Genomic DNA, 23,209 nt, shown 5'->3' with positions numbered 1-23,209 from the left:
CACCTCCTGCTCCTTAACTAGTTCATTATTGTAACCATTTGTTGCAGACCAGGACTTGACGGTATTACATTAATCCAAGTTTTACCGGGAACAAAGCCAACAGCATTGCCATCTTTAACTGGAATAATTCTACCATCCCGATTTTCCCACTGGAGTTTCTGTACTTGTCCATTTTGAAGCAAGTATGCATCACCGCCTGATGTCATATCAACTGAACGACGTCCTGCTTTATCAATTATTTTGTGATCTGTTTCTACGATAAGTACATTTTCAACTTGAATCGCTTCTTCTGTATTGAGCTCCACCGTTTGCTCTCCGTCATTAAACCGTTTATATGCCCCATCTCCATTATACTCATATTCCACTATTTCCATTGGGTTTTCTGAGTAAGTGATTTTGGCATGCTTTGCCGGTTCGCCAGAAAGCTCTTTTACTTCTTTTTTTGATAAAAACGGCAATGGTTCGTATTCATGTGTAGTTTTATAACCTTTTTCTGAAGCAACATCATATACAGCATCTACCTGTAAATACGAGTTATGAGGTGCTTTTCTAAAAGACTCCCGTTTAAACAAATTACCATCATTATCATACATTGCGCCATCCAAATGCTCAATGCCTCTATCCTTAATCATATCATTAACAAACCCGGCTGCACCATGATAAATATACAGCGCTCCATATCCCTTTGCCAATTCAAAGTAATATTCACGAGCACTCCGCACAGGGCCTACTACTTCTGGCAGTTCACTTTGAAACAAAGCCAGGAACCGGGTGATTTGCCCTTCAGCTAAAATTTCAAAAACCATATCTGCCTGTGACAGTCCTGTTTGAGGTCTTGCTTTTGTATGATTGTTTACCATTACACCAATCATACGTTGATTTATATTATCAGTGGCTTCCTTTCCGGTTAAAGGATAAACCTTCTCCTGTTTGTCTGGTATTTGTGACTTTTCCTGTACACTATTTTCTTTTGATTCACTGTTTTCTGCTTTTCGTTCCTCTTTTGAACAGCCTGCCAAAATAAGCATTAAAATGAGCAGACTGAATAGTAACTTCCTCATGACCCCACACCTTTTTACTAAATTCTTATAATCTATTATACGCTAGCACATGTTGGCTGGAAAGAGTACTTCTTTCTTTATAACATCGACAATTCCTTGCTGTGTAATACGTATATATGGTAAGTGAGTTGACGATAAGAAGAAGATGGTATAAATCGGATCATTATAAGGGTAACCAAAATCTTTCAAGATCTGTTTGAACTTATTTTCTTTTACAATAAGCTCTTCCATTGTACCATTGTGCATAATACCACTTAAATTCAAAGGTATTTCAAGGAGCACTTCTCCCTCATGTACAAGGACAATGCCCCCACCGATTGCTTTTAATCTTTTCCACGCAAGTAAAATATCCGGTTTACTTTTCCCAATAAAAACAAGGTCACCAGTAGTAGAATAAGAACTTGCAATTGCACCGAGGCCTTCAGTAAATCCTCTTATTGTCGTATTGACTCGCCATTTACCTTCACGATCAATTAACAATAAGAAAGCCTCATTTTTATCAGAGGGGATTTCCTCCAGCGTGATATCTGTTTCAATTGCATACGGCTTAATAATTACATCATTAACCAAGTCAAGACCTACCGGAACAGAAAATTGCAATTCGTTCTCATCCATTTCCCAGTCAAGTTCTAAGCTCTTCAGTCCGTATTTTCCCCAGTCTATCAACTGTTTTTGTTCCTGTGCAACTCCATCTTTCACAACCCACTTCCCTTTTGCTAACACCCCTGTCGGATGTGGATTATCTTTTTCTTGTAAGATATTTATATGTGCGATGCGACCAGGGGAAATACTCCCAAGCTGTTCTTCCATATTATAATGAATTGCTGCATTATAACTGGCCATTCGATAAGCATCTTCCACAGGAATCCCATGTTCGATAGCTATTTCAATACAAATATTAATCAACCCATGTTCATAGAAACCAGGCGTAGCTCCATCTGTTGTAAAGGTCAGATTATCATAGGTTGGTAGCTTTAACTTTACAATCTCATCTATTAATTTAGGAAGATCCGGTCTAATGGAAGAATGTCTTAATCCCACACGATAACCTAGCTGCAAGCGCTGGATTACCTCTTCTCCAGTCATTGACTCATGATCCGCACTTACTCCTAACAATTTCATTTTAGTCAAAGTCTTTTCCGAGGCTCCAGGAAAATGCCCTTCCACAGGCTTACCAAGTCGTTTAGCTTCCTGAATCCAGTATAAAAGGCGATCATCTCCTGCAAGCAATTTTGGCCATGATGTTAATTCTCCTCCTTGGACAACTGCCGGATGTGATAACCAGGAGAGTACATCAGGAGTGTTAAACATTTCCTCCTCATCCTGTAGTTCTGTTTGAGCATCAAAACGAGCCCACCAATACATTGAAGATGGTAACTTACTAAACTCCTCCAATAAAGTAAACGCTTTCTTCTGTTCTAATAAAAAAAGCCACAACATATTGTCATTAATTAATGTGGTCGTGCCAAATCTGGCTGCATAATTCGCCAATTCCTCTGGATTGTATAGTTGAAAAGGATGGGCATGTGGCTCTATATAACCGGGAACCAAGTATTTTCCTTCACAATCTTTTATTTCCGTCCCACTTGTGTTCCTTGGTAGTTTACTTCCAACATACACAATACGATCATCAACGATCCAAATATGGCCTTCCTGCCACTGCTTTGTAAATGTATTTAAATACGTACTATTTTTTAAAACCAAGGTAGGGGCTTCTAATCCATCCAATACCCTGACATGTCGTCTTAATTCTCTATTTCTCCAAAAGTATCCCTTATCAAGCATGAACAACTCTCCAACAAATTATTTTTTTCTAGTTTAACACATTTTCCACTTTAACGCAGTAAAGTTACTGTAAATTATACATGACTATTTTGTGACAAAAATTTCAAATCATTGAGCCTTAGAACTAGCTAAAATAAAGTAATCCCCTTACGAACGATTCACATTACTTATGTTTCAGACTTGCTCCTTCACAGGTTCTGTTTGTCGGTTTCTGGGAATAAAAAAATCCACTCTCATTACAATATGAGAGTGGATGGGATCACATGCCAATATCTTTACGATAGAAAAAGCCTTCCTTCACCTTCAGTGAATCAAGCATTTCGTATACGGTACGTTGTGCTGCTTCTTGGTTAACTTCTTTAGCGCCTGCTAATAGCACTCTGCCTCCATCCGAGACGATTGTTTCCCCGTCCCACTTTGTGCCAGCATGTATGGCAAAGAAATTTGGGGCATGTTTCCATTCTGGCAATTTTATCCCCTTTTTATATGTACCCGGATACCCTTCCGAAGCGATAACAACACCGACACATGAAGCTTTCTCCCATTCAAGTTGTGGATCCTCTCCTTGAAGAACATCCTTTATTACCTGTACGAGATCATTTTTTAGTAATGGTAATACAACTTGGGTTTCCGGATCACCAAAGCGTGTATTAAATTCGATGACCTTTGGCCCTTCTTTAGTCATAATGAGTCCTGCATAAAGTATTCCAGTAAATGAACGTCCTTCCTCTATTAACCCGTCAGCCGTTTTTTGCAGAATCTCTGAATAAGCAAAGTCAAGATGCTCCTTGCTTATGTCTGCAACCGGAGCAAAAGCACCCATTCCTCCAGTATTTGGTCCTTGGTCGTTATCAAAAGCACGTTTATGATCTCGAGCAGTTACCATTGGAAAAACCTTATTACCATGAACAAAGGCCATTAATGAGAACTCTTTTCCTTCAAGGAATTCCTCTATAACAATCGTTGCTCCAGCTTCCGCGAACGCCTTATTAACCATCATTTGGTCTACAGCTTCCAATGCTTGTTCTTTAGTAAATGCAACCACTACGCCTTTGCCGGCAGCTAGCCCGTCTGCTTTAATAACAATGGGCGCACCCTTTGCTTTAATATAATCTTTCGCCTTTTCCACCGAGGTAAAAGTCGCATAAGCGGCTGTTGGAATGTTATGTTTTTCCATAAAATCTTTAGCAAAGCTTTTACTTCCTTCTAACAAAGCAGCTTCTTTTGAAGGTGCGAATACGGTTAACCCCGCTTCTATAAAATGATTGGCAATACCTTCATTTAATGGATTTTCCGGTCCGACAATAGTAAGGTCAATAGAATTAGTTTTAGCAAATTCAATCAAACCCTGTATATCCATTTCATCAATTGCTACACATACTGCTTCTTCCCTAATACCTCCATTCCCTGGTGCTGCATAGAGGTTATCCACCTGCGGACTTTTAGTCAATTTCTTAATAATACTATGCTCACGACCACCCCGGCCAACAACTAATACGTTCATTTTCAGTCCCCTTTCAAGCGTGCTGGGTTGTTTTATTTAATGTTTAAAATGACGCATTCCTGTATACACCATAGCGATGTTATGTGCATCGCAAACCTTAATGGAATCTTCATCACGCTTAGATCCACCCGGCTGAATTATTGCTGTTACACCAGCCTTGACTGCTGCTTCAACTGTATCCGGCATTGGAAAGAAAGCATCCGAAGCAAGCACCGATTCTAAAGCCTTGTCTCCTGCTTGTTCAATTGCGATTTGGGCTGCACCTATTCTATTCATCTGGCCAGCTCCGATACCAACGGTCTGATTTCCTTTTGCAAGTACAATTGCATTAGACTTCACATGCTTAACAGCTTTCCATGCAAAAAGTAGATCGGTTAACTCTTGTTCTGTTGGTTGGCGCTTCGTGACAACAGTTAGCTCGTCAGGCTTTGCCATCCCATCATCCTGTGTTTGAATTAACACACCTCCACCTACACTCGTTACCTTGTGGGTGGTTTCCTTTTTCGTATCCATATCTAACTTCAGCAGACGGATATTTTTCTTTTGTGTTAGAATATCCAAGGCTTCTTCTGTAAATCCAGGTGCAAGTATAATCTCTAAGAATATTTTGCTAAGCTCCTTTGCAGTTTCCTCATCAATTTCTCTATTGGAGGCAACAATCCCACCAAAAATGGAAATAGGATCTGCTTCATATGCCCGATCAAAAGCTTTACTGATCGTTTCAGCAACTCCAATCCCACAAGGATTCATATGCTTAACAGCTACGACTGCTGGTGATTCCAAGTATTCTGCAATAATTTCCAGGGCAGCATTTGCATCCTGAATATTATTATAGGATAGCTCTTTTCCATGTAATTGTTGCGCTGTGGCAAGATTCATCCCCCCACTAAGCGGTTTTCTATAAAAAGCTGCTTCTTGATGAGGGTTTTCTCCATAACGTAAATTCTGAGCTTTTTCATATGTAATCGTATAGGTTTCAGGAAATCTTTCTTCCGTTTGCTCTGTGAAATAATTTGCGATTAATGCATCATAGTTTGCCGTATGACGAAATACCTTTGCAGCAAGCTGTTGACGTTTATTCATATCGAGTGAGTTATTTCGTACATTTTCAATAACCGAAGAGTAATCTGCTGGATCAACAACTACCGTAATATCTGCGTAATTCTTCGCTGCTGCACGTAGCATTGTTGGTCCACCAATATCAATGTTTTCAATCACTTCTTCATGGGAAACTCCCTCTTGTTCAAGCGTTTGTTTAAACGGATAAAGGTTCACAATGACAAAGTCAATTGGTGTAATTTGATTTGCTTCCAATTGTTCCATATGCGCTGCCTCTGAGCGTTTTGCGAGTAAGCCACCATGTATAAGCGGATGCAGGGTCTTCACACGACCATCAAGAATCTCAGGAAAGCCAGTCACTTCATCTACTGGAAAGGCTGGTATTCCAGCTTCCTTCAAGACACGTAATGTCCCACCAGTAGAAATGATTTCCACCCCTAGTTCAGTAAGATTGTTTGCGAAATCAATGATATTTTCTTTGTTAGATACACTGATCAGTGCGCGTTTTTTCATATCAATCCCTCACTTTGCTGTAAAAGTTGGTTAATTACTTTTGGGTACAATTGATGCTCGACTTGCTGTATTTTTTCCTTCAATGAGCGTTCTGTATCTTCATTTAAAACTTCTATAGACTCCTGAGCAATTATTGGCCCTGTATCCATTCCTTCATCCACATAATGAATCGTTACTCCCGTTTTCCTTACGCCTGAATGATACGCCTGGCCAATCGCATCTTTGCCGGGAAATTCAGGCAGTAGAGATGGGTGGATATTTATCATTTTATTATTAAAAGCCTCCAATAGCGTGGGACCCACGAGTCGCATATAGCCCGCTAAGAAAATCCAGCTTATCCCAGCCTTCTGTAGTCGTTCAACTATCCTTTCTTCAAAAGCTGCTTTGGAGGAAAAGCTTTTCGGGTTAAAAGCGAACACAGGAATTTTATAGGCAGATGCTTTATCTATTACGGCTGCATGAGGGTTATCACATACTAAAAGAGCAATTTCACATTGTAAGTTATCCGTCTCCAGTAATGCTTGAAAATTACTTCCAGTTCCAGATGCAAATACCGCCGCTTTTACTTTACTCATTTGTAAAATGGACTCCTTCACCAGTAATTACTTCACCAATGTGGTAAGCCTTTTCCCCATTTTCCTGCAATATGTTTAACACGTGCTCAGCATTTTCCTTTTCCGTTACGATAGCCATACCGATCCCCATATTAAAAACACCAAACATTTCTTCATCGGTAATGGAACCCTTCTTTTGGAGGAATGGAAAGATTTCTGGAATATCCCATGAAGTCGGGTTTATTTTCACACCAAGTTCTTTCGGCAGCATGCGTGGAAAATTCTCATAAAATCCTCCACCGGTAATATGAGAGATTCCTTTCACTTTTACCTTAGCCATGACTTCCTTTATAGCCTTCGCATAAATCTTTGTTGGTGTTAATAAGACCTCACCAAGCGTACTATTTAACCCGTGGTTTTCTTCCAAAGACAAACCATCTACAATTTTGCGGACTAAAGAATAGCCATTGGAGTGAATACCACTAGAGGCTAGACCAATCACTGCATCTCCTGCCTGAATGGATTCTCCTGTCACTAAGTTTGACTTCTCCGCAATCCCCACAACAAATCCCGCTAAATCATAATCTTGATCCTGGTACATTCCTGGCATTTCTGCAGTTTCACCACCGATTAATGCTGCTCCTGCATCTACACAGCCCTCAGAAATTCCAGCAACAAGCTGCTCAATCATGGAAGGTTCATTTTTTCCACAGGCAATATAATCAAGAAAAAATAATGGCTGGGCACCCTGTGCTACAATATCGTTTACACACATTGCAACAAGATCTTTTCCTACTGTGTCATGCTTCTGTAATTGGATAGCTAACTTTAACTTTGTACCAACTCCGTCTGTTCCGGAAACTAATACTGGTTCTTTGTAGTTAAAGGATGTCAGTTCAAATAATCCGGCAAAGGCCCCAATTCCACCCAATACTTCTGGGCGAGTTGTCTTTTCTATATGTTTCTTCATTCGTTCAACAGCCTCATAGCCTTTTTCTACATCTACACCTGCTTCTTTATAAACATTCGCCATCATTCATCCACCCTTTAGCTTGTAGTGTTAACATTTCACATAAGAAATGGTCTCTCGGCCTTCTTCTGTAACTGGATATTTCCCTGTAAAGCATGCATTACAAATTCCTTGATGTATTGTCTTATCCTTTACAATGGCTCTTTCCAGTCCATCTGCAGATAAATACGCAATGCTATCTGCGCCGATGATTTCGCATATTTCCTCTAATGAGTTGTTTGCAGCAATTAATTCTTCTCTTGTTGACATATCAATCCCGTAATAACATGGATTTTCTATTGACGGGGAAGCGATCCGGACATGTACTTCTTTTGCTCCTGCTTCTTTTAGCATCCGAACGATTCTTTTACTTGTAGTACCTCTAACAATTGAATCATCAATTAGGACAATCCGTTGCCCTTCAACAATACCGCGAACAGGCGAAAGCTTCATTTTCACACCTTGTTCCCGTAATTCCTGAGATGGTTGAATAAAAGTACGGCCAACATACCGATTTTTAATGATTCCCATTTCATAAGGTAAGCCAGTTTCTTCAGCATATCCAATTGCTGATGAAATACTTGAATCAGGAACCCCAATCACACAATCAGCTTCCACTGCTGCTTCTTTCGCAAGCTCCATACCCATTCTTTTTCTGGAAGCATGGACGTTAACGTGGTTTAAATTGCTATCTGGTCTGGATAGATAGACATATTCCATTGCACACATCTTCCGTTGCTCTCTTAAAGCGAAACGGGTGAACTCCATTCCTTCATCACTGATCGTAATCAATTCACCAGGAAGAACCTCTCTCTCAAAGGTTGCCCCAATCAAATCAAATGCGCAGGTTTCAGAAGCTACAACATAGGCACTACCCAATCTTCCAATGGAAAGTGGGCGAATACCTCTTGGATCAAGTGCCACATACATTTTATCTTCCTTTAAAATCGCATATGCATAGGCACCAACTACTTGTTGAAGTGCTTCTGATATGGAAAGCTCATTTGTCTCCCTGCCATTTTTTCTAATTAAATGTGCAAGTACTTCTGTATCTGATGTGGTTTGGAAAATACTTCCTTCTGCTTCCAATTCTCCCCGAAGCTTATATGCGTTCATGATATTTCCATTATGTGCTAAAGCCATACTCCCATTTTGAGAACGAAACAGTAGTGGTTGAACATTGTCAGAGCCACCTTCTCCCTGGGTTCCGTAACGCACATGACCAATTGCAGCTTGGCCTGACAATCTGTTAAAATCAGCATCTTTAAATACATCATTCACTAGACCAACATCCTTATGAACCTTCAGCTTATCTCCGTCACTGACAACTACTCCAGCACCTTCCTGCCCGCGATGTTGCAAGGCATGTAAGCCGTAATAGGTTAGTTCTGCCGCTTTATCATGACCCCATATTCCAAATATGCCGCATTCTTCATTTATGCCTTTGAGTTCAGCAAGCATGGGATAGCTCCTTTCCATAACTTCTGTAGTTCTTGCACATTTTCTTGAATGATAGTTTCATTATTTACCTTAACCGTATACTTGTGATCATCTGTAACAATTCCAATTTGATTGGCATTATCGACAATAGATTCAAATTTTTCTTTATTTTCAGCTTGTACGGATACAACAAAACGTGACTGTGTCTCACTAAATAATTGGACAGTATCGTCCCCTGTCAAGGAAACCTCAAGGCCAAGCCCCTTATCATGGAACAGGCTTTCCGCCAACGCTACTGCTAATCCCCCTTCGGAAAGATCATGGACAGATACTATAATACCTTCTTTAATAGCAGATAAAATTTCCTGTTGTCTTTTAGCCTCAACTTGCAAATCGATGGTCGGCGCTTTACCTTCGTACACTCCATTATTCACTATATTCTGGAGCTCACTGCCACCGAACTCAGCCTTTGCCTCTCCTATTACATAAATAAGATGACCAGCTTGCTGAAAATGACTAGGCGTAATATGATCAAGGGATTCATGAAGCCCGACCATACCTACAATTGGAGTAGGAAAAATGGACTTTCCTTTTGATTGATTATATAAAGAAACGTTTCCGCTGATAACTGGAGCACCGAGTGCCTCACATGCCGCACTCATACCTTCAACACTTTTTTCCATTTGCCAGAAAATCTCCGGGTTTGTTGGATTCCCATAGTTCAAACCATCAGTAAGACCAAGTGGACGGGCTCCAGAACAAATAATATTCCTTGCCGCTTCAGCAACAGCAATTTTCCCACCAGTTTCCGGATCAAGATAAATATAACGGGAGTTACAATCTGTAGTAATTGCTAATGCTTTGTCTGTACCTTTCACACGAATAACAGCAGCATCCGAGCCTGGTGTAACAACTGTATTTGTTTGTACCATGGAATCATACTGATCATAGACCCATTCCTTACTCGCAATTGTTGGTTGTTGAAGCAGCTTTTTTAGCATTTTTGAATGATTAGTAACCGTTGGAGTTTCCATTTCCATTTCTTGAAATTCCTTATAATATACAGCTTCTTTTGATGGCATGTGGAACACTGGAGCATCATCTGCAAGAGAATCTACAGGAATGTCAGCCATTATTTCTCCATGCTGTTTTATACGAAATACTTTTTCACTAATTACTTCACCAACTGCAACAGCTTGAAGACCATATTTTTCAAACACTTCAATGATTTCTTGTTCTCTTCCTTGTTTAACAACAAGAAGCATTCTTTCCTGTGATTCTGATAACATTAATTCATATGCGTTCATATTTTGTTCGCGCTGTGGAACAAGGTCCAAATTCATTTCCATTCCTGTTCCGGCTTTACTCGCCATTTCACTGGCTGAGGAAGTAAGGCCTGCTGCTCCCATATCCTGCATTCCTACAAGTGCATCCGAGTGGATAACTTCCAAGCATGCTTCAATAAGCAGCTTTTCCATAAACGGATCACCAACCTGTACGGCAGGGCGATCTTTATCAGCATCTTCGCCTAGATCATCAGAGGCAAATGTTGCCCCATGTATTCCGTCACGTCCAGTCGGAGCTCCTGCATAGAGAACCGTATTACCAACACCAGCAGCAATACCTTTTTGGATTTCATCATGGTTGATAAGACCAATACACATGGCATTTACAAGCGGATTATCTTCATAGCTTTCATCAAATTGAACTTCTCCACCAACAGTAGGTACACCAACACAGTTTCCGTATCCTGCAATCCCATTGACTACTTCAGAAAACAGATATTTCACCCGATCTGTAGTTAAATTACCGAACCTCAGTGAGTTCATGAGTGCTACCGGACGAGCACCCATAGAGAATACATCGCGAATAATTCCACCAACACCTGTGGCTGCACCCTGATATGGCTCTACTGCGGAAGGATGGTTATGGCTTTCGATTTTAAAAACCACAGCTTGATTATCCCCAATATCAATAATCCCCGCTCCTTCACCAGGTCCTTGCAGAACATGCGGAGCCTTTGTTGGAAATTTACTCAACAGGGGCTTAGATGTTTTATAACTGCAATGCTCTGACCACATTACCGAGAAAATTCCAGTCTCTGTAAAATTCGGTAATCGATGAAGTATCTTCTTTACCATGTTAAATTCTTCATCACTTAGCCCCATATCACGGTAAATCTTTTCGCTTTCAATTTGCTCTGGGCTGATATCATGCATTTGTAACATAGGATTCCCTCCAATTTTTAATCATTGACTGGAATAACTTCATCCCGTCATTACTGCCTAATAACGCTTCTACCGCCCGCTCCGGATGTGGCATCATACCAAGCACATTTCCTTCCTTATTAACAATCCCGGCAATATTATCAATCGAACCATTCGGATTGTTTTTATATGTGAAGACAATTTGATCATTATTTTTTAATTCCAGTAATGTAGCTTCATCACAAAAATAATTTCCTTCACCATGGGCGATTGGCAGATGTATCACTTCCTCCTGATCATAGCCAGTTGTAAACGGTGTTTTGTTATTCATCACGACTAAAGGCTCCTGATGACACATAAAGGAAAGATTCTTATTGCGCATGAGAGCTCCCGGAAGCAATCCAGCCTCTGTCAGCACTTGGAATCCATTACAAACACCTAGCACAGGCTTTCCTTTGGTGGCATGTTCCTTTACCTGCTTCATTACTTCAGAAGTAGCCGCAACCGCTCCTGATCGAAGGTAGTCTCCATACGAAAATCCACCAGGTAATAGAATCCCATCATAGTTTTCAAGATTACTATTTTCATACCAAACCAGATCTGCTTCGGTCTTCATTACATCTTTAATAGCATTGTACATATCACGATCACAATTTGATCCCGGAAATACGATCACTGCAAATTTCACGACCGAACAGCCTCCTCCACATCGAAACGATAATCCTCAATAACCGGATTCGCTAAAAGCTTGTCACACATTTCCTTCACTCTTGCTTCCAGTTCAGGTCCTTCTTCCACCTGCAGTTCAATGTACTTCCCCACCCGGGCTTCCTGTATTTCTTTATACCCTAAAGAGTTCAAAGATTCCTGTATAGCCTTGCCTTGCGGATCAAGCACACCTTGCTTCAATGTAATGAAAACAGTAACTTTTCTCATGATATTGCCTCCAGTCGTTGTCGTATTTCTTCATATACTTCTATTAAATTTCCAGTCCCTTGCCGAAAAACATCCTTATCCAGTTTTTCATGTGTTGTTACATCCCATAGCCTGCACGTATCTGGTGAAATCTCGTCTGCCAACACAATATCACCACTGGCAAGTCTGCCAAATTCCATCTTGAAATCTACTAAAGTAATTCCTATTGCAGCAAATATTTCTATTAACTGTGTGTTAATTTCTAGAGCTTTTGCCTTTATTTCTCTTAATTCTGAAAAAGTAACATTACATAAAAACAGTGCATGTTCATCATTCATTAACGGGTCTCCAAGGGAATCTTCCTTGTAAAACAACTCAATAAGAGGCTGCGAAAATATGGTTCTTTCTTCAATACCAAGCCTTTTCGTAATACTCCCTGCGGCCATATTCCTTATGACCACTTCCATCGGAATGATTTTGGTTTGATGTACCAGCTGCTCTGTTTCATTCAACTGTTCAATAAAATGGGTTTCAATCCCTTTTTGGTGAAGGATTTGAAAAATACGTGATGAAATTTCATTATTCAATCGTCCTTTACCTTCAAATAAAGCTTTCTTTTGGCCATTAAAAGCTGTCGCATCGTTTTTATAAGCTAAAATAAGCTGACCTTTTTTATTTGGCGTTTGATAAACCTTCTTAGCTTTTCCTTCATATAAAAGAGATTGACTCATTTTACTCCCCTTCCGTTAATCCGATTCGTTCGAAAATAAAATCTACATTTTTCAAATGATACGTATAATCAAAGCAAGCATTAATTTCCTCTGGTGTTAGGCGAGTAGTTATTTCCTCCTCGGCTTCCACTAGGTCCTTAAAATGAGTTGCTGTTTCCCATGCCTGCATTGCCTTTGGTTGAACAATGTCATAGGCTGCTTCTCTTGCCATTCCCTTATCAATTAACGATAGGAGAACACGTTGGGAGAAAATAACGCCATATGTCTTATCAATATTTCGCTTCATATTTTCAGGGAAGACAGTTAAATTCTTAACAATGTTGGAAAAACGATTCAGCATATAATTCAAAGCAATCGTAGCATCAGGCAAAATAACCCGTTCTGCAGAGGAATGGGAAATGTCCCGTTCATGCCATAAAGAAACATTTTCATATGCGGTCATCATGTAACCACGAATAACCCTTGCCATCCCCGTCATATTTTCGGAACCGATGGGGTTACGTTTATGTGGCATTGCCGAAGAACCTTTTTGCCCTTTCGCAAATAATTCTTCTACTTCTCTTGTTTCGGTTTTTTGCAAGCCACGGATTTCTGTTGCGAATTTTTCTATGGAGGTTGCAATTAATGCCAATGCAGAAACATAAGCCGCGTGTCGATCCCTTTGAAGGGTTTGAGTCGATACAGGCGCAGGGCTTAAGCCCAATTTCTCACAAACATACTTCTCCACAAATGGATCAATGTTAGCGTAGGTACCAACAGCACCTGATAATTTACCAAACTCGATATTTTTAGCAGCAAGTTCAAAGCGCTCTAAGTTTCGCTTCATTTCTTCATACCAAAGGGCGAGCTTTAAACCGAATGTTGTCGGCTCTGCATGTACACCGTGCGTCCGTCCCATCATGACAGTGTGCTTATGCTCAATCGCTTTATTCTTTAAAATTTCTATAAAAGCAGTTACGTCTTTACGGATAATTTCATTTGCTTGTTTAATCACATAGGAGAGTGCCGTATCGACAACGTCAGTGGAGGTTAATCCGTAATGCACCCACTTTCTTTCCTCTCCTAATGTTTCGGAAACTGCCCGGGTGAATGCAACCACATCGTGTCTTGTTTCCTGTTCAATTTCATAAATCCGATTGATATCAAAGGAGGCATTGGCGCGAAGTTTCTCCACGTCTTCCTTAGGGATAACTCCAAGCTCACTCCATGCTTCACATGCTAAAATTTCTACCTCTAGCCATGCCTTGAATTTATTTTCTTCCGTCCAAATGGAGCCCATTTCTTCTCTGGTGTAACGACTAATCATTGCATTGCCTCCTCAAAATGTTGTAGCTGTGTTTTCATTGTTTTATCAGATGGTGCAATAAATGTAATATGCCCCATTTTTCGTTTTGCTTTCGCTTCGTCTTTTCCATAAAGGTGAACAAAACCTGATTTACTATGGTTTAGTGCATGTAAAACAGGCTCTAAATCTTCACCAAGCACATTTATCATTACTGCCTGCTGGAGCAGTTGAATGTCTATTAAAGGCAACCCGCAGATTGATCGAATATGCTGGCCAAATTGAGATATATTGCATGCCTCAATCGTGTAATGTCCGGAATTATGAGGTCGTGGAGCCATTTCATTTAAATAAATGTCATCTCCATCAACAAACATTTCAATTGCAAATGTCCCGACAATGTTCATTTCCTCAGCTAGTATTTCTGCAGCAGCACAAGCCTTTTCCGTTACTTGATGGCTAATGTTAGCTGGGACAGTTGTTTTATACAGGATATGATCTTTATGATCGTTTTCGGAGATAGGAAAAAAGCTAATTTCTCCATTTCTACTTCTTGTAAATAGAACCGAAATCTCCCTTTCAAATGCTATCCATTGCTCTATAATGCAATGCTTGTTTTTCTCTGCAAATGCAATCGCCTCTTTAATGTCCGCTTCAGAAGTTAGTTTTAATTGCCCTTTTCCATCGTAACCCCCGCGGCACGTTTTAATAACACATGGATAGGTAAAGTTTTGTAACGCCTTCTCACAAGCCTCACCACTTGTCACAATAGTGAAATCAGGAATTGGCAGACCAGCATCCTTCATTAGTTGCTTCTCTTTCTCTCTGTTTTGTGTAACCTCCAAGGCGTAGGCCCCTTGTGGCAATTTACCTTGTTTTTCTATGTATGCAGCAGCATGAAGGTCTACGTTTTCAAATTCGTAGGTAACGACATCACTTTGATCACACAGCTGTTTAATTGCCTCCATATCATCATAGGCAGCAACCACATGATGATCTGCTACCTGTGCGGTAGGACAATCCGGAGTAGGATCCAGTACTGTGATTTTATACCCCATATATTTAGCAGCGATTGCCATCATGCGTCCCAGTTGTCCTCCTCCAATAATGCCAATCGTTTGTGGTGGAAGAATCGGTTTATTTTTTTGCAAGGTCATCCCTCATTTCCGCTACTTTTTCCTTCATTTTATTTCGATAGTTTTCGAGCTTTACAGCAACCTCAGGATCAAATGCCCCTATGATTTGTGCAGCAAGGATTCCAGCATTGGTTGCTCCAGCTTTTCCAATCGCAACCGTTGCTGTCGGCACGCCTCCTGGCATTTGGACAATGGAGAGTAAAGAATCCAACCCATTTAATGCCTTACTCTGTACAGGAATGCCTATTACAGGTAAGGTAGTTTGCGATGCTACCATCCCCGGCAGGTGTGCAGCTCCTCCGGCACCAGCGATAATCACTTTTAAACCTCTATCACGCGCCGTTTTAGCATAGTCAAACATCTCATCAGGTGTACGATGTGCAGATATCACATCTTTTTCATAGGAGATTTCTAATTCATCTAACACGTTACATGTATGCTTAATCGTTTCCCAATCGGAAATACTTCCCATAATGACTCCAACTGCTGTCATGCTATCCCTCTTTTCGCTTCATTTAATAAGATGGCACTTTTTAAACTTTATCATTTTATATAAAACAAAAAAGTCTATTCGTCTCCCTCATTTGCATGAGAGAAGATGAACAGACTTCATTCTAACAGTAAAGAAAATGCAGGTTCCGCAAATAAACAATGGGTGCCAAAGCTTACACGTAGGCTATACCTATATGCTTATCCTGCTGCCATTGCAAATCTTTACTATATAAAACACATTAAACGGATCATCGCCAGTGCAATGATTCATCTCCCCTCATAGTCCAGCATTTACGGTGCTGGGTAGAAACTTCGAGCCATATTCTCATGAAATATATGAGGTACCGTATTCATTTGTTGTTTTCAGCATACCAAAATCCTTCATCGCATGTCAATAAAAATCGAACAATAATTTACAATTCATTATTAATGTTCGCTTTTTGCTTGAGTTGTAAAAACTCACTTCTAGTTTACGTTGTTTCTATTTATATGATTTAAAACGCACATACTGTTTCGGGCGTTAATTCGCAGGTGTTTCCTCAGGAGATAAGACTATTACTCTCCACCACTAATATGGTATAGCACATGTTTATATAATGGGCTGTTCTTATCCACTTTCGGGTGATTAAATGTTTCCACAAAATCCATGCCGATCTTTGCCATGACGTTTTTTGACAATGTATTTATATCAGCTGTAAAACTGTAAATATCTCTAAAACCTAATTCAGTGAATCCATATCGCAAACAAGCTGCTGCTCCCTCTGTTGCATATCCTTTTCCCCAGGCCTCTCTTTTCAATCGCCAACCAATTTCTATACAGGGTGTGAAATCAGCTTCAAATGTCGCTCTATGAAATCCTGTAAATCCGATAAATTCGTTGTTTTCTTTTCGTTCCACCGCATATAACCCAAATCCACATTCGTGGAACTTGGATAAAATCAACTGATAAAACAAATTCGTCTCTTCCCTTGATAAAGGAGCAGGGAAATACTTCATAACCCTTTCATCTGCGTTCATTTGACGAAAGGGTTCTAGATCGCTTGCTTCCCAATCACGTAATCGTAATCTCGACGTTTCAAAATAGATCATATTACACCACCTCCTACCTAATCAGCATACATTAAACGAATCTGCTTCAAAACACGAAACGAGTATAAAATAGTCGCTATTTCATACTCGTTTTTACATATACATTCAATTGTATCTTCTCTGCTTCACTACTCCAACTTATTCCTGTTTGGGCGTGTTGTATGTTGTTGTATCATTTTCTTCTCTTGTTGCTTCCGGTGGCGTAAATGAATTGGGTTCAGGTGCAGCTTGCTGTTTTTTTCTTGGATTCATTAATCTACCCTTACGTACCTGCTTAACCCAGAAGCCACCATGAATTTGTTTTGGTTCATAAGAAATAATAAACGCTTTTTCATCAATCTCCTTAATTGTTTCATATAACTTAAGTTCATATTTTCGTGGTGTAAGTATTTGCATCGACAAACGATCTCCATCCATACCATATGCAAACCAACTGGTCACCCCGTATCCTTTATCCCTCAGCTTACGAGTGAATTCTATATCCGGATTAGAGGAAATAACGTTTACCGTAATATAGCCTAAAGCTAATTTTTCTTCAATTTTTGTACCTACAATGACACCTGTCCCAAAACCGACCGCATATGCAATTAAATTTTGGATTTGGTCAAGGTTATCTAATACAAGACCTAACCCCACTACGTAAATTACAATCTCAAACATACTAACTATAGCAGCAATATATCTTCTACCCTTTAACGTTAAAATCATACGAACCGTAGACAAGGAAACATATACAATGTTAATTACGAGGATGATCGCAACCATCACAAAAGCATTACTAAGCAAAATAAAACCTCCCAAGCCTCTATCTTATTAGAATACATTATTTTCTATTTATATGAAAATGATTTATTTGTTATGAGCTGGGATTATTCTCTAGCATGGTATACACTTTACGTCATTCACAAAAAGAAACCACTGATTGTTACATATCTTAGCTTATTTAAATCTGACACCCTCCGCCCAGTTTGGGCATATGTTAATACAAAATAACAATATAAGGAGGGGATCTCTTTGGATCCGTTTCAGCAAATGGGAGATTGGAAGAAAAATATGGATCACTTTTTTGGTGATCAATTTTGGAATGAATTTGAAGGAATTATTAAACCAACAATTCCCCACGTAAATGTATATAAGACAGACCATGAAATCTTCTGTGTAGTGAGTATACCTGGACTAGAGGATCTCCATAAGGTAGATATTTTCGTTGATTATTCTACTTTGGAGCTGAAAGGAACAATAGATATTGAACCCATCTCGGGCATCACAGTCGTTAAAGAGGAGATCCTTCAAGGAGTTTTTGAGAGAAAAGTCACTCTACCCTTTCCAGTGAGGGCAGACAAAATGAGAGCAACATATAGAAATGGACTGATTTACATTCAATTACATCGCTTAATCTCAGATTCCAGTCGCAAAAATAAAGTTAATATCGAACTCTTGGATGAAGACTGAGAACAAAAGCACAACCCACTTTTTCTGAGTAATAGAAAAAGACACCGAACGGACTCCTGTCCGAGATGGTGTCTTTCTTCCTTTACGCTTCTTTATTTGGTCCAAATACCCGTTTAGCAACATTTGCACTTTGTCCTCTTAATCTCTTTTTTAATGTTTTTCTCCAATTTATTGCTAGAAGATCACATGAGGCAAGTTCCTCCGCGGTTCGCAAATCATCTTTATAAATATGCATAACTTCATTACATGCAGCAATGGACCATTGTGGATATGGACGTTCTATCAATTTCAGATCCGTACCGGGAGTAACATAGCCTTCTTTTACTACTCGGAAATACCAACCCGTTCGCCCACTATTCTGAATACGTAAAGCAAGATCAACGATCCCAAACCGTCTTGCTGGCTTCCAGCATGGCTGTCTAGGCTGTGAAACTTGAATAACAGCATCCCCAAGCTCATAAGTGTCTCCAATACAAACGCTAAACTCATCCATTTCTAAAACTGCCATATTTTCACCCATAGCGCTCATGTCAATCGACTCCAAGTCCAACTCTTCTTTCCAGCTCGTATAGTGCTTAATCGGATATGCGAACACAGCTTTTTCCGGGCCACCGTGATTCTTTGTATCTGCAACTTCATCACCGGTAAATCCTGTTTTTGTTAACCACACCTTGTCGTCTACTGCTTGCTTGAACATCCCGCTTTCCCAAGGCCTTTCCATTGGATTACTGGCATTTTCTGTGCCAATCCTCTTCACTTTACCTGTAAAAATTTTATGTACATGCGGTTCCTCCACTGTGTCACCAACTTTCAAATTATGATATAGTTACCTTAATTCTTAATTCTACTATAAAATGAGGGAAAAGAAATGACTATATATAAAAAAGCAACTTTTGCCGGTGGATGTTTCTGGTGTATGGTTAAGCCTTTTGATCAATGGGACGGGGTGGAGCAAGTTGTGTCCGGGTATACGGGCGGGCATATAGAAAACCCAACATATGAGCAAGTAAAAACTGGAGATTCGGGACATTTTGAGGCCGTAGAAATTACATATAATCCTGAAATCATTTCTTATGATAAGATTCTTGAAGTCTATTGGCAACAAATCGATCCAACCGATGATGGCGGACAGTTCCATGATCGCGGCGATTCCTATCGTACAGCCATTTTTTATCATACGGAAGACCAATTAACTGCTGCTGAAAGATCCAAACAGCAGTTACAGAATAGTGGCAAATTCTCCAAGCCGATTGTTACACAAATACTTCCAGCAGAGAGATTTTATCCTGCTGAAGAATATCATCAGGATTATTATAAAAAGAATGAAGATGAATATAAAGAAGATCGAGAAAAATCAGGTAGAGATGAATTCATCAAGCTCACCTGGGCAGATTGATTTGTAAAAAACTCCCTACCATTGTTGGGAGTTTTTTATCATGAAGAGTTGTTTTCAACTGAAAGAGTAGTATAATAACGATTTAGACATATAAAGATAGGGGAGACGACTTTGACAAATAGCAATTCATTAACACCTTTGAAAATGCTTCTTTTTTGCTTTCATGCTACCAATACAATAATACTTAGCTATCTGCCATTATATCTGAAATACAAAGGGCTTAATGGTACGGAAATTGGCTGGGTACTAGCAATTGGTCCATTGGCATCCATATTTGCGCAGCCTTTTTGGGGATATTTAAGTGATAAATATAAAACAGTAAAACGAATCATCCAACTATGTATTTGTGGCCTTTTAGTTTTTAGTGTTATATTTTTCCAAATGGAAACATTAGTTGGAATATTACTGATGGGTGCTGTTTTCTACTTTTTTGTTACACCAATCGGTGCATTGGGTGACAGCCTTGCACAACGTCGTGCAGATGATATGAAGATATCATTCGGCACTATTCGCATGTGGGGATCTGTTGGTTTTGCCGTATCCTCTTTAGTAATTGGCGAAGTGCTGACAAGAGTTGGTATTCAATATATGATCATTCCGTTTCTGTGTTTCGGATTTCTCGCCTTTCTTGTTACCTTCCGTCTTACGGACGTCAAGGTGGAATCAGATCCCATTCGCATTCAAGATGTAATGGTTTTGGTAAAAAATAAACCTTTTATCATCTTTTTATTTTGTATGATCTTCATTACTATTTCACACAGAGCGAATGATAGCTTTATTGGACTTTACATTGCTCAGCTGGGTGGTAGCGAAGGATTGGTTGGTGTTGCCTGGTTTGTTGGTGTACTAACTGAGGCACTGGTATTCGCTACAGCTGGTTTCTGGTTTAGAAAATATCATTCTCTGATATTTGTTATTATCGCGGGTATTCTCTACACCATCCGTTGGTTCTTCTATGCTGCGGCTACTGATCCTGCATATATTATCGCGTTACAATTTCTGCATGGTTTGACATTTGGGATTTTCTACACAGCAGCCTTTGATTATGTGACAAGGCTAATTCCACGTTTGCTTCAGTCAACAGGACATCTTGTTTTCTTTGCTACCTTTTTCGGCGTATCAGGAATCGTCGGTTCGTTAGTTGGCGGTGTTGTAATGGACTCATTTGGCGGAAACACGCTCTATTATGGACTCGGATTTATGGCATTAGCAGGCACGATCTCCTTATCCATCTATCATATTTTTTCTTACAACAAAGTTAACGCCCAACGAGCACAGTAAGGAAAAAGTTCTATTGCAAATGTTTGGCTTACAGAAGTTATCTCGTACATTCACAGGAGGAGGAAAAGAGTGGAGTAAAGGCTGGAACTTCCTAAGAATAATCACTAAAATTTACTTAAATATGCTAAGAAGGTTCTCTATCGCCATTGATTTCCATTACAGATGAACGCTTTCACACCTCCGGGTACAAGTGCGACATCTTCCATTCCAATCAATTGGTATAGGCTTTTATCTAAGTTTAGTGTTTAATTAATTACTTTTTCCTACCAAATATATCAACATCACGATATTACTAACGCATACTAGCGAAGGGAAAATATGGAGACTCCTCGAAAATGAAAATACACATTTTCTTCGTGCGATGTCTTGCTGACGAAGCTTTCCTTGTCCTGCGGGAAAAGCGAGACTAGCGAGACCCCACAGAACGGAACGTTAGTGAAGTTCGAGGAGGCTCGCAGGCCGCCCGCGGAAAGCGTAATATTTTCCAGTAGCGAGATTTGGAGCCGTTAACAGTCCCACCAAGTTAGTTGAGAGTTTATCTATCTATATTACGAATCATTGGGTAACCCAACATAGATATTAGAACTGAAAAAGGGAACTTCTCCATTCAGAGAAAGTTCCCTTTTTTATAAGGTATAGCATCATAAGCACATTTAGCTTAAGAAGATAAAATACAATACGAAGATAACAAACAATACATACATAACTGGATTAATTTCCTTTGCCCTGCCTTTTAATAGCATGGTGATTGGATAGAAAATAAAGCCAATGGCAATACCTGTAGCTATACTATAGGTTAGCGGCATTGTAATGATAGTGAAAAATGCTGGTACCGCAATTTCAAATTCATCCCACTCAATGGATTTTAAAGCAGAAGACATTAACACACCAACAATAATTAATGCCGGAGCAGTAACCTCTGCTGTTACCACACTTAATAATGGTGAGAAAAACAGTGATAAGAGGAAGAATCCTGCAATAACTACTGCCGTAAATCCTGAACGTCCTCCTGCTCCAACTCCAGCTGTAGATTCAACATAAGAAGTGGTAGTAGAAGTTCCCACCGTAGCACCAACGACAGTTGCTGCTGAATCAGCGAATAATGCCTTTCCTGCACGTGGCAGCTTATTATCTTTCATTAATCCAGCTTGGGTAGCAACAGCAACAAGTGTACCAGCCGTATCAAAGAAATCTACAAATAGAAATGTTAAAATAACCACAAGCATTTCAATAGTAAAAATATCTCCAAAATGAAGGAATGCTTGACCAAAAGTAGGTGCAAGGCTTGGTACCTCTCCTACAATACCACCTATTCCTGTTGGCGGATCGATTAATCCAACAACCATCCCCGCAACGGCAGTAAGCACCATCCCATAAAAGATACCACCCTTAATGCCAAGCGTTAGTAATATAACAGAAATAATAATTCCAAAAATAGCTAGTAAAACAGTTGGTGAGGTTAAATCTCCGATCCCAACTAATGTGGCATCATTGCCGATAATAATTCCGGCATTCTGAAAACCAAGGAACGCAATAAATAGTCCAATTCCTGCTCCAACAGCTAACTTTAAGTTACCTGGAATAGCATTTATAATTTTTTCACGAAGCCCTGTTAAAGTTAAAATAATAAAAATAAGTCCAGAAGCTAATACACCTGATAAAGCCGTTTCCCATGGAATCCCGTAACCAAGAACTACGGTATAAGCAAAGAAAGCATTTAAGCCCATTCCCGGTGCTAAACCGATTGGATATTTCGCAATAACTCCCATGAATAATGAACCGACAGCACCTGCAATTGCTGTTGCAGCAAACACGGCACCCTGGTCAATTCGGGTAACTCCTTCAGGTAATTCCTCCACCCCAACTAGTGCTAACGTAGCCGGGTTTACAAATAGAATATATGCCATAGCCAGGAAAGTAGTCATCCCTGCCATAAATTCTGTTCGGTAATTTGTACCTAACTCTTCAAAACGAAAATACTTCTTCACTGTTTTCCCCTCTTTCTGTATCAATTCTGCGTATATGGAAAACAAAAAAGCACTCTTGCCCGTTCTGGACCAAGAGTGCCGTCTAACTACGTGAGGATAGAGTGAAATGAGTTTCCAGAAAAAACTACAATTCCCCAAATCAGCTTACATCCTCAGCGTAGTCAGACTATTTACGGCAGTCCGGTAGAAACTTTGGGCCATATCCCCTAAATTATACGCATATTTAATTGAATGTAAGTTAATATTACTATCCATCTATTAAATTGTCAATAAAACACGAACAAAGCCTCATTTTTTTTAGTAGTTGTTCGTATT

The 23,209-nt window shown here is 39.7% G+C and carries 21 protein-coding genes and 2 riboswitches; of the genes, 3 read left to right on the top strand and 18 right to left on the bottom strand.

Annotated features, from left to right (window positions below; all coding sequences use genetic code 11):
* Positions 1-17: 17 nt before the first annotated feature.
* The 16 genes from BME96_RS02835 to BME96_RS02760 form a co-directional block, all read right to left on the bottom strand.
* The gene (locus BME96_RS02835) at positions 18-1,061 is read right to left on the bottom strand and encodes a DUF3048 domain-containing protein (protein WP_071648224.1); all 1,044 of its coding nucleotides are present in this window, start codon (positions 1,059-1,061) and stop codon (positions 18-20) included.
* Between the two features lie 42 nt (positions 1,062-1,103).
* Positions 1,104-2,846 (bottom strand): adenine deaminase C-terminal domain-containing protein, encoded by a 1,743-nt coding sequence (locus BME96_RS02830; protein WP_071648223.1) that lies wholly within the window; start codon positions 2,844-2,846, stop codon positions 1,104-1,106.
* A gap of 259 nt (positions 2,847-3,105) precedes the next feature.
* Complete coding sequence (gene purD / locus BME96_RS02825; RefSeq protein ID WP_071648222.1) at positions 3,106-4,350, bottom strand: phosphoribosylamine--glycine ligase; 1,245 nt, start codon at positions 4,348-4,350, stop codon at positions 3,106-3,108.
* Between the two features lie 36 nt (positions 4,351-4,386).
* Positions 4,387-5,922, bottom strand: coding sequence for a bifunctional phosphoribosylaminoimidazolecarboxamide formyltransferase/IMP cyclohydrolase (gene purH, locus BME96_RS02820; protein WP_071648221.1), 1,536 nt, complete (start codon positions 5,920-5,922; stop codon positions 4,387-4,389).
* The gene (gene purN / locus BME96_RS02815) at positions 5,919-6,497 is read right to left on the bottom strand and encodes a phosphoribosylglycinamide formyltransferase (RefSeq protein WP_071648220.1); all 579 of its coding nucleotides are present in this window, start codon (positions 6,495-6,497) and stop codon (positions 5,919-5,921) included. Before purN ends, purH begins: the two co-directional genes overlap by 4 nt.
* Positions 6,490-7,509 carry a phosphoribosylformylglycinamidine cyclo-ligase gene (gene purM / locus BME96_RS02810; RefSeq protein WP_071648219.1) on the bottom strand — a complete coding sequence of 340 codons (1,020 nt, stop codon included), beginning with the start codon at positions 7,507-7,509 and terminating at the stop codon, positions 6,490-6,492. The genes purN and purM overlap by 8 nt, the downstream gene beginning before the upstream one ends.
* Before the next feature lie 27 nt (positions 7,510-7,536).
* Positions 7,537-8,946 carry an amidophosphoribosyltransferase gene (purF, locus tag BME96_RS02805; RefSeq protein WP_071648218.1) on the bottom strand — a complete coding sequence of 470 codons (1,410 nt, stop codon included), beginning with the start codon at positions 8,944-8,946 and terminating at the stop codon, positions 7,537-7,539.
* Positions 8,922-11,153, bottom strand: a complete 2,232-nt coding sequence (purL, locus tag BME96_RS02800; RefSeq protein ID WP_071648217.1) for a phosphoribosylformylglycinamidine synthase subunit PurL — start codon at positions 11,151-11,153, stop codon at positions 8,922-8,924. The genes purF and purL overlap by 25 nt, the downstream gene beginning before the upstream one ends.
* Positions 11,137-11,820: a phosphoribosylformylglycinamidine synthase subunit PurQ gene (gene purQ / locus BME96_RS02795; RefSeq protein WP_071648216.1), complete on the bottom strand. Its 684-nt coding sequence runs from the start codon at positions 11,818-11,820 to the stop codon at positions 11,137-11,139. Before purQ ends, purL begins: the two co-directional genes overlap by 17 nt.
* The gene (gene purS, locus BME96_RS02790) at positions 11,817-12,068 is read right to left on the bottom strand and encodes a phosphoribosylformylglycinamidine synthase subunit PurS (protein ID WP_019378788.1); all 252 of its coding nucleotides are present in this window, start codon (positions 12,066-12,068) and stop codon (positions 11,817-11,819) included. Before purS ends, purQ begins: the two co-directional genes overlap by 4 nt.
* Positions 12,065-12,778 (bottom strand): phosphoribosylaminoimidazolesuccinocarboxamide synthase, encoded by a 714-nt coding sequence (gene purC / locus BME96_RS02785; RefSeq protein ID WP_071648215.1) that lies wholly within the window; start codon positions 12,776-12,778, stop codon positions 12,065-12,067. Before purC ends, purS begins: the two co-directional genes overlap by 4 nt.
* A 1-nt stretch (position 12,779) precedes the next feature.
* Positions 12,780-14,084, bottom strand: a complete 1,305-nt coding sequence (gene purB / locus BME96_RS02780) for an adenylosuccinate lyase (protein WP_019378786.1) — start codon at positions 14,082-14,084, stop codon at positions 12,780-12,782.
* Positions 14,081-15,211: a 5-(carboxyamino)imidazole ribonucleotide synthase gene (purK, locus tag BME96_RS02775; protein ID WP_197035841.1), complete on the bottom strand. Its 1,131-nt coding sequence runs from the start codon at positions 15,209-15,211 to the stop codon at positions 14,081-14,083. The genes purB and purK overlap by 4 nt, the downstream gene beginning before the upstream one ends.
* Entirely contained in the window at positions 15,198-15,689 is a 492-nt protein-coding gene (purE, locus tag BME96_RS02770; protein ID WP_071648213.1) for a 5-(carboxyamino)imidazole ribonucleotide mutase, read from the bottom strand. The genes purK and purE overlap by 14 nt, the downstream gene beginning before the upstream one ends.
* Before the next feature lie 259 nt (positions 15,690-15,948).
* A riboswitch (purine riboswitch) is annotated at positions 15,949-16,048 on the bottom strand.
* A gap of 195 nt (positions 16,049-16,243) precedes the next feature.
* Positions 16,244-16,777, bottom strand: coding sequence for a GNAT family N-acetyltransferase (locus BME96_RS02765; protein WP_071648212.1), 534 nt, complete (start codon positions 16,775-16,777; stop codon positions 16,244-16,246).
* 138 nt (positions 16,778-16,915) lie between these two features.
* The gene (locus BME96_RS02760; protein ID WP_071648211.1) at positions 16,916-17,563 is read right to left on the bottom strand and encodes a DUF2179 domain-containing protein; all 648 of its coding nucleotides are present in this window, start codon (positions 17,561-17,563) and stop codon (positions 16,916-16,918) included.
* Between the two features lie 228 nt (positions 17,564-17,791).
* Here BME96_RS02760 and BME96_RS02755 point away from each other — a divergent pair, with 228 nt between their 5' ends.
* Positions 17,792-18,229 carry an Hsp20/alpha crystallin family protein gene (locus BME96_RS02755; RefSeq protein WP_019378781.1) on the top strand — a complete coding sequence of 146 codons (438 nt, stop codon included), beginning with the start codon at positions 17,792-17,794 and terminating at the stop codon, positions 18,227-18,229.
* Between the two features lie 82 nt (positions 18,230-18,311).
* Here the strand turns inward: BME96_RS02755 and BME96_RS02750 are convergent, their stop codons facing one another.
* Positions 18,312-19,025, bottom strand: coding sequence for an MOSC domain-containing protein (locus BME96_RS02750; RefSeq protein ID WP_060679695.1), 714 nt, complete (start codon positions 19,023-19,025; stop codon positions 18,312-18,314).
* Positions 19,026-19,097: 72 nt separating this feature from the next.
* Between BME96_RS02750 and msrA the strand changes: the two genes are divergently transcribed.
* Both msrA and BME96_RS02740 read left to right on the top strand, forming a co-directional pair.
* Entirely contained in the window at positions 19,098-19,625 is a 528-nt protein-coding gene (gene msrA, locus BME96_RS02745) for a peptide-methionine (S)-S-oxide reductase MsrA (protein WP_060679657.1), read from the top strand.
* A gap of 111 nt (positions 19,626-19,736) precedes the next feature.
* Positions 19,737-20,906 (top strand): MFS transporter, encoded by a 1,170-nt coding sequence (locus tag BME96_RS02740; RefSeq protein ID WP_060679655.1) that lies wholly within the window; start codon positions 19,737-19,739, stop codon positions 20,904-20,906.
* 653 nt (positions 20,907-21,559) lie between these two features.
* Here BME96_RS02740 and BME96_RS02735 read toward each other — a convergent pair.
* On the bottom strand, positions 21,560-22,894 hold the full coding sequence (locus BME96_RS02735; RefSeq protein WP_071649937.1) for an NCS2 family permease: 1,335 nt from the start codon (positions 22,892-22,894) through the stop codon (positions 21,560-21,562).
* A 138-nt stretch (positions 22,895-23,032) separates the two neighbouring features.
* A riboswitch (purine riboswitch) is annotated at positions 23,033-23,133 on the bottom strand.
* Positions 23,134-23,209: the final 76 nt, after the last annotated feature.

It is taken from the genome of Virgibacillus halodenitrificans (genome assembly GCF_001878675.1).
GTDB classification, from domain to species: Bacteria; Bacillota; Bacilli; order Bacillales; family Amphibacillaceae; genus Virgibacillus_Q; species Virgibacillus_Q halodenitrificans.
Note: the sequence above shows the minus strand (reverse complement) of the source record. Positions and strands in the feature narration are given on the sequence as shown.

Coding starts and splice junctions, on each gene's coding strand:
- BME96_RS02835 (WP_071648224.1), bottom strand. CDS start 1,061: ATGAGGAAGTTACTATTCAGTCTGCTCATTTTAATGCTTATTTTGGCA.
- purD (WP_071648222.1), bottom strand. CDS start 4,350: ATGAACGTATTAGTTGTTGGCCGGGGTGGTCGTGAGCATAGTATTATT.
- BME96_RS02830 (WP_071648223.1), bottom strand. CDS start 2,846: ATGCTTGATAAGGGATACTTTTGGAGAAATAGAGAATTAAGACGACAT.
- BME96_RS02765 (WP_071648212.1), bottom strand. CDS start 16,777: ATGATCTATTTTGAAACGTCGAGATTACGATTACGTGATTGGGAAGCA.
- msrA (WP_060679657.1), top strand. CDS start 19,098: ATGACTATATATAAAAAAGCAACTTTTGCCGGTGGATGTTTCTGGTGT.
- purN (WP_071648220.1), bottom strand. CDS start 6,497: ATGAGTAAAGTAAAAGCGGCGGTATTTGCATCTGGAACTGGAAGTAAT.
- purB (WP_019378786.1), bottom strand. CDS start 14,084: ATGATTAGTCGTTACACCAGAGAAGAAATGGGCTCCATTTGGACGGAA.
- purC (WP_071648215.1), bottom strand. CDS start 12,778: ATGAGTCAATCTCTTTTATATGAAGGAAAAGCTAAGAAGGTTTATCAA.
- purE (WP_071648213.1), bottom strand. CDS start 15,689: ATGACAGCAGTTGGAGTCATTATGGGAAGTATTTCCGATTGGGAAACG.
- purF (WP_071648218.1), bottom strand. CDS start 8,946: ATGCTTGCTGAACTCAAAGGCATAAATGAAGAATGCGGCATATTTGGA.
- purM (WP_071648219.1), bottom strand. CDS start 7,509: ATGGCGAATGTTTATAAAGAAGCAGGTGTAGATGTAGAAAAAGGCTAT.
- purL (WP_071648217.1), bottom strand. CDS start 11,153: ATGTTACAAATGCATGATATCAGCCCAGAGCAAATTGAAAGCGAAAAG.
- purH (WP_071648221.1), bottom strand. CDS start 5,922: ATGAAAAAACGCGCACTGATCAGTGTATCTAACAAAGAAAATATCATT.
- purS (WP_019378788.1), bottom strand. CDS start 12,068: ATGAGAAAAGTTACTGTTTTCATTACATTGAAGCAAGGTGTGCTTGAT.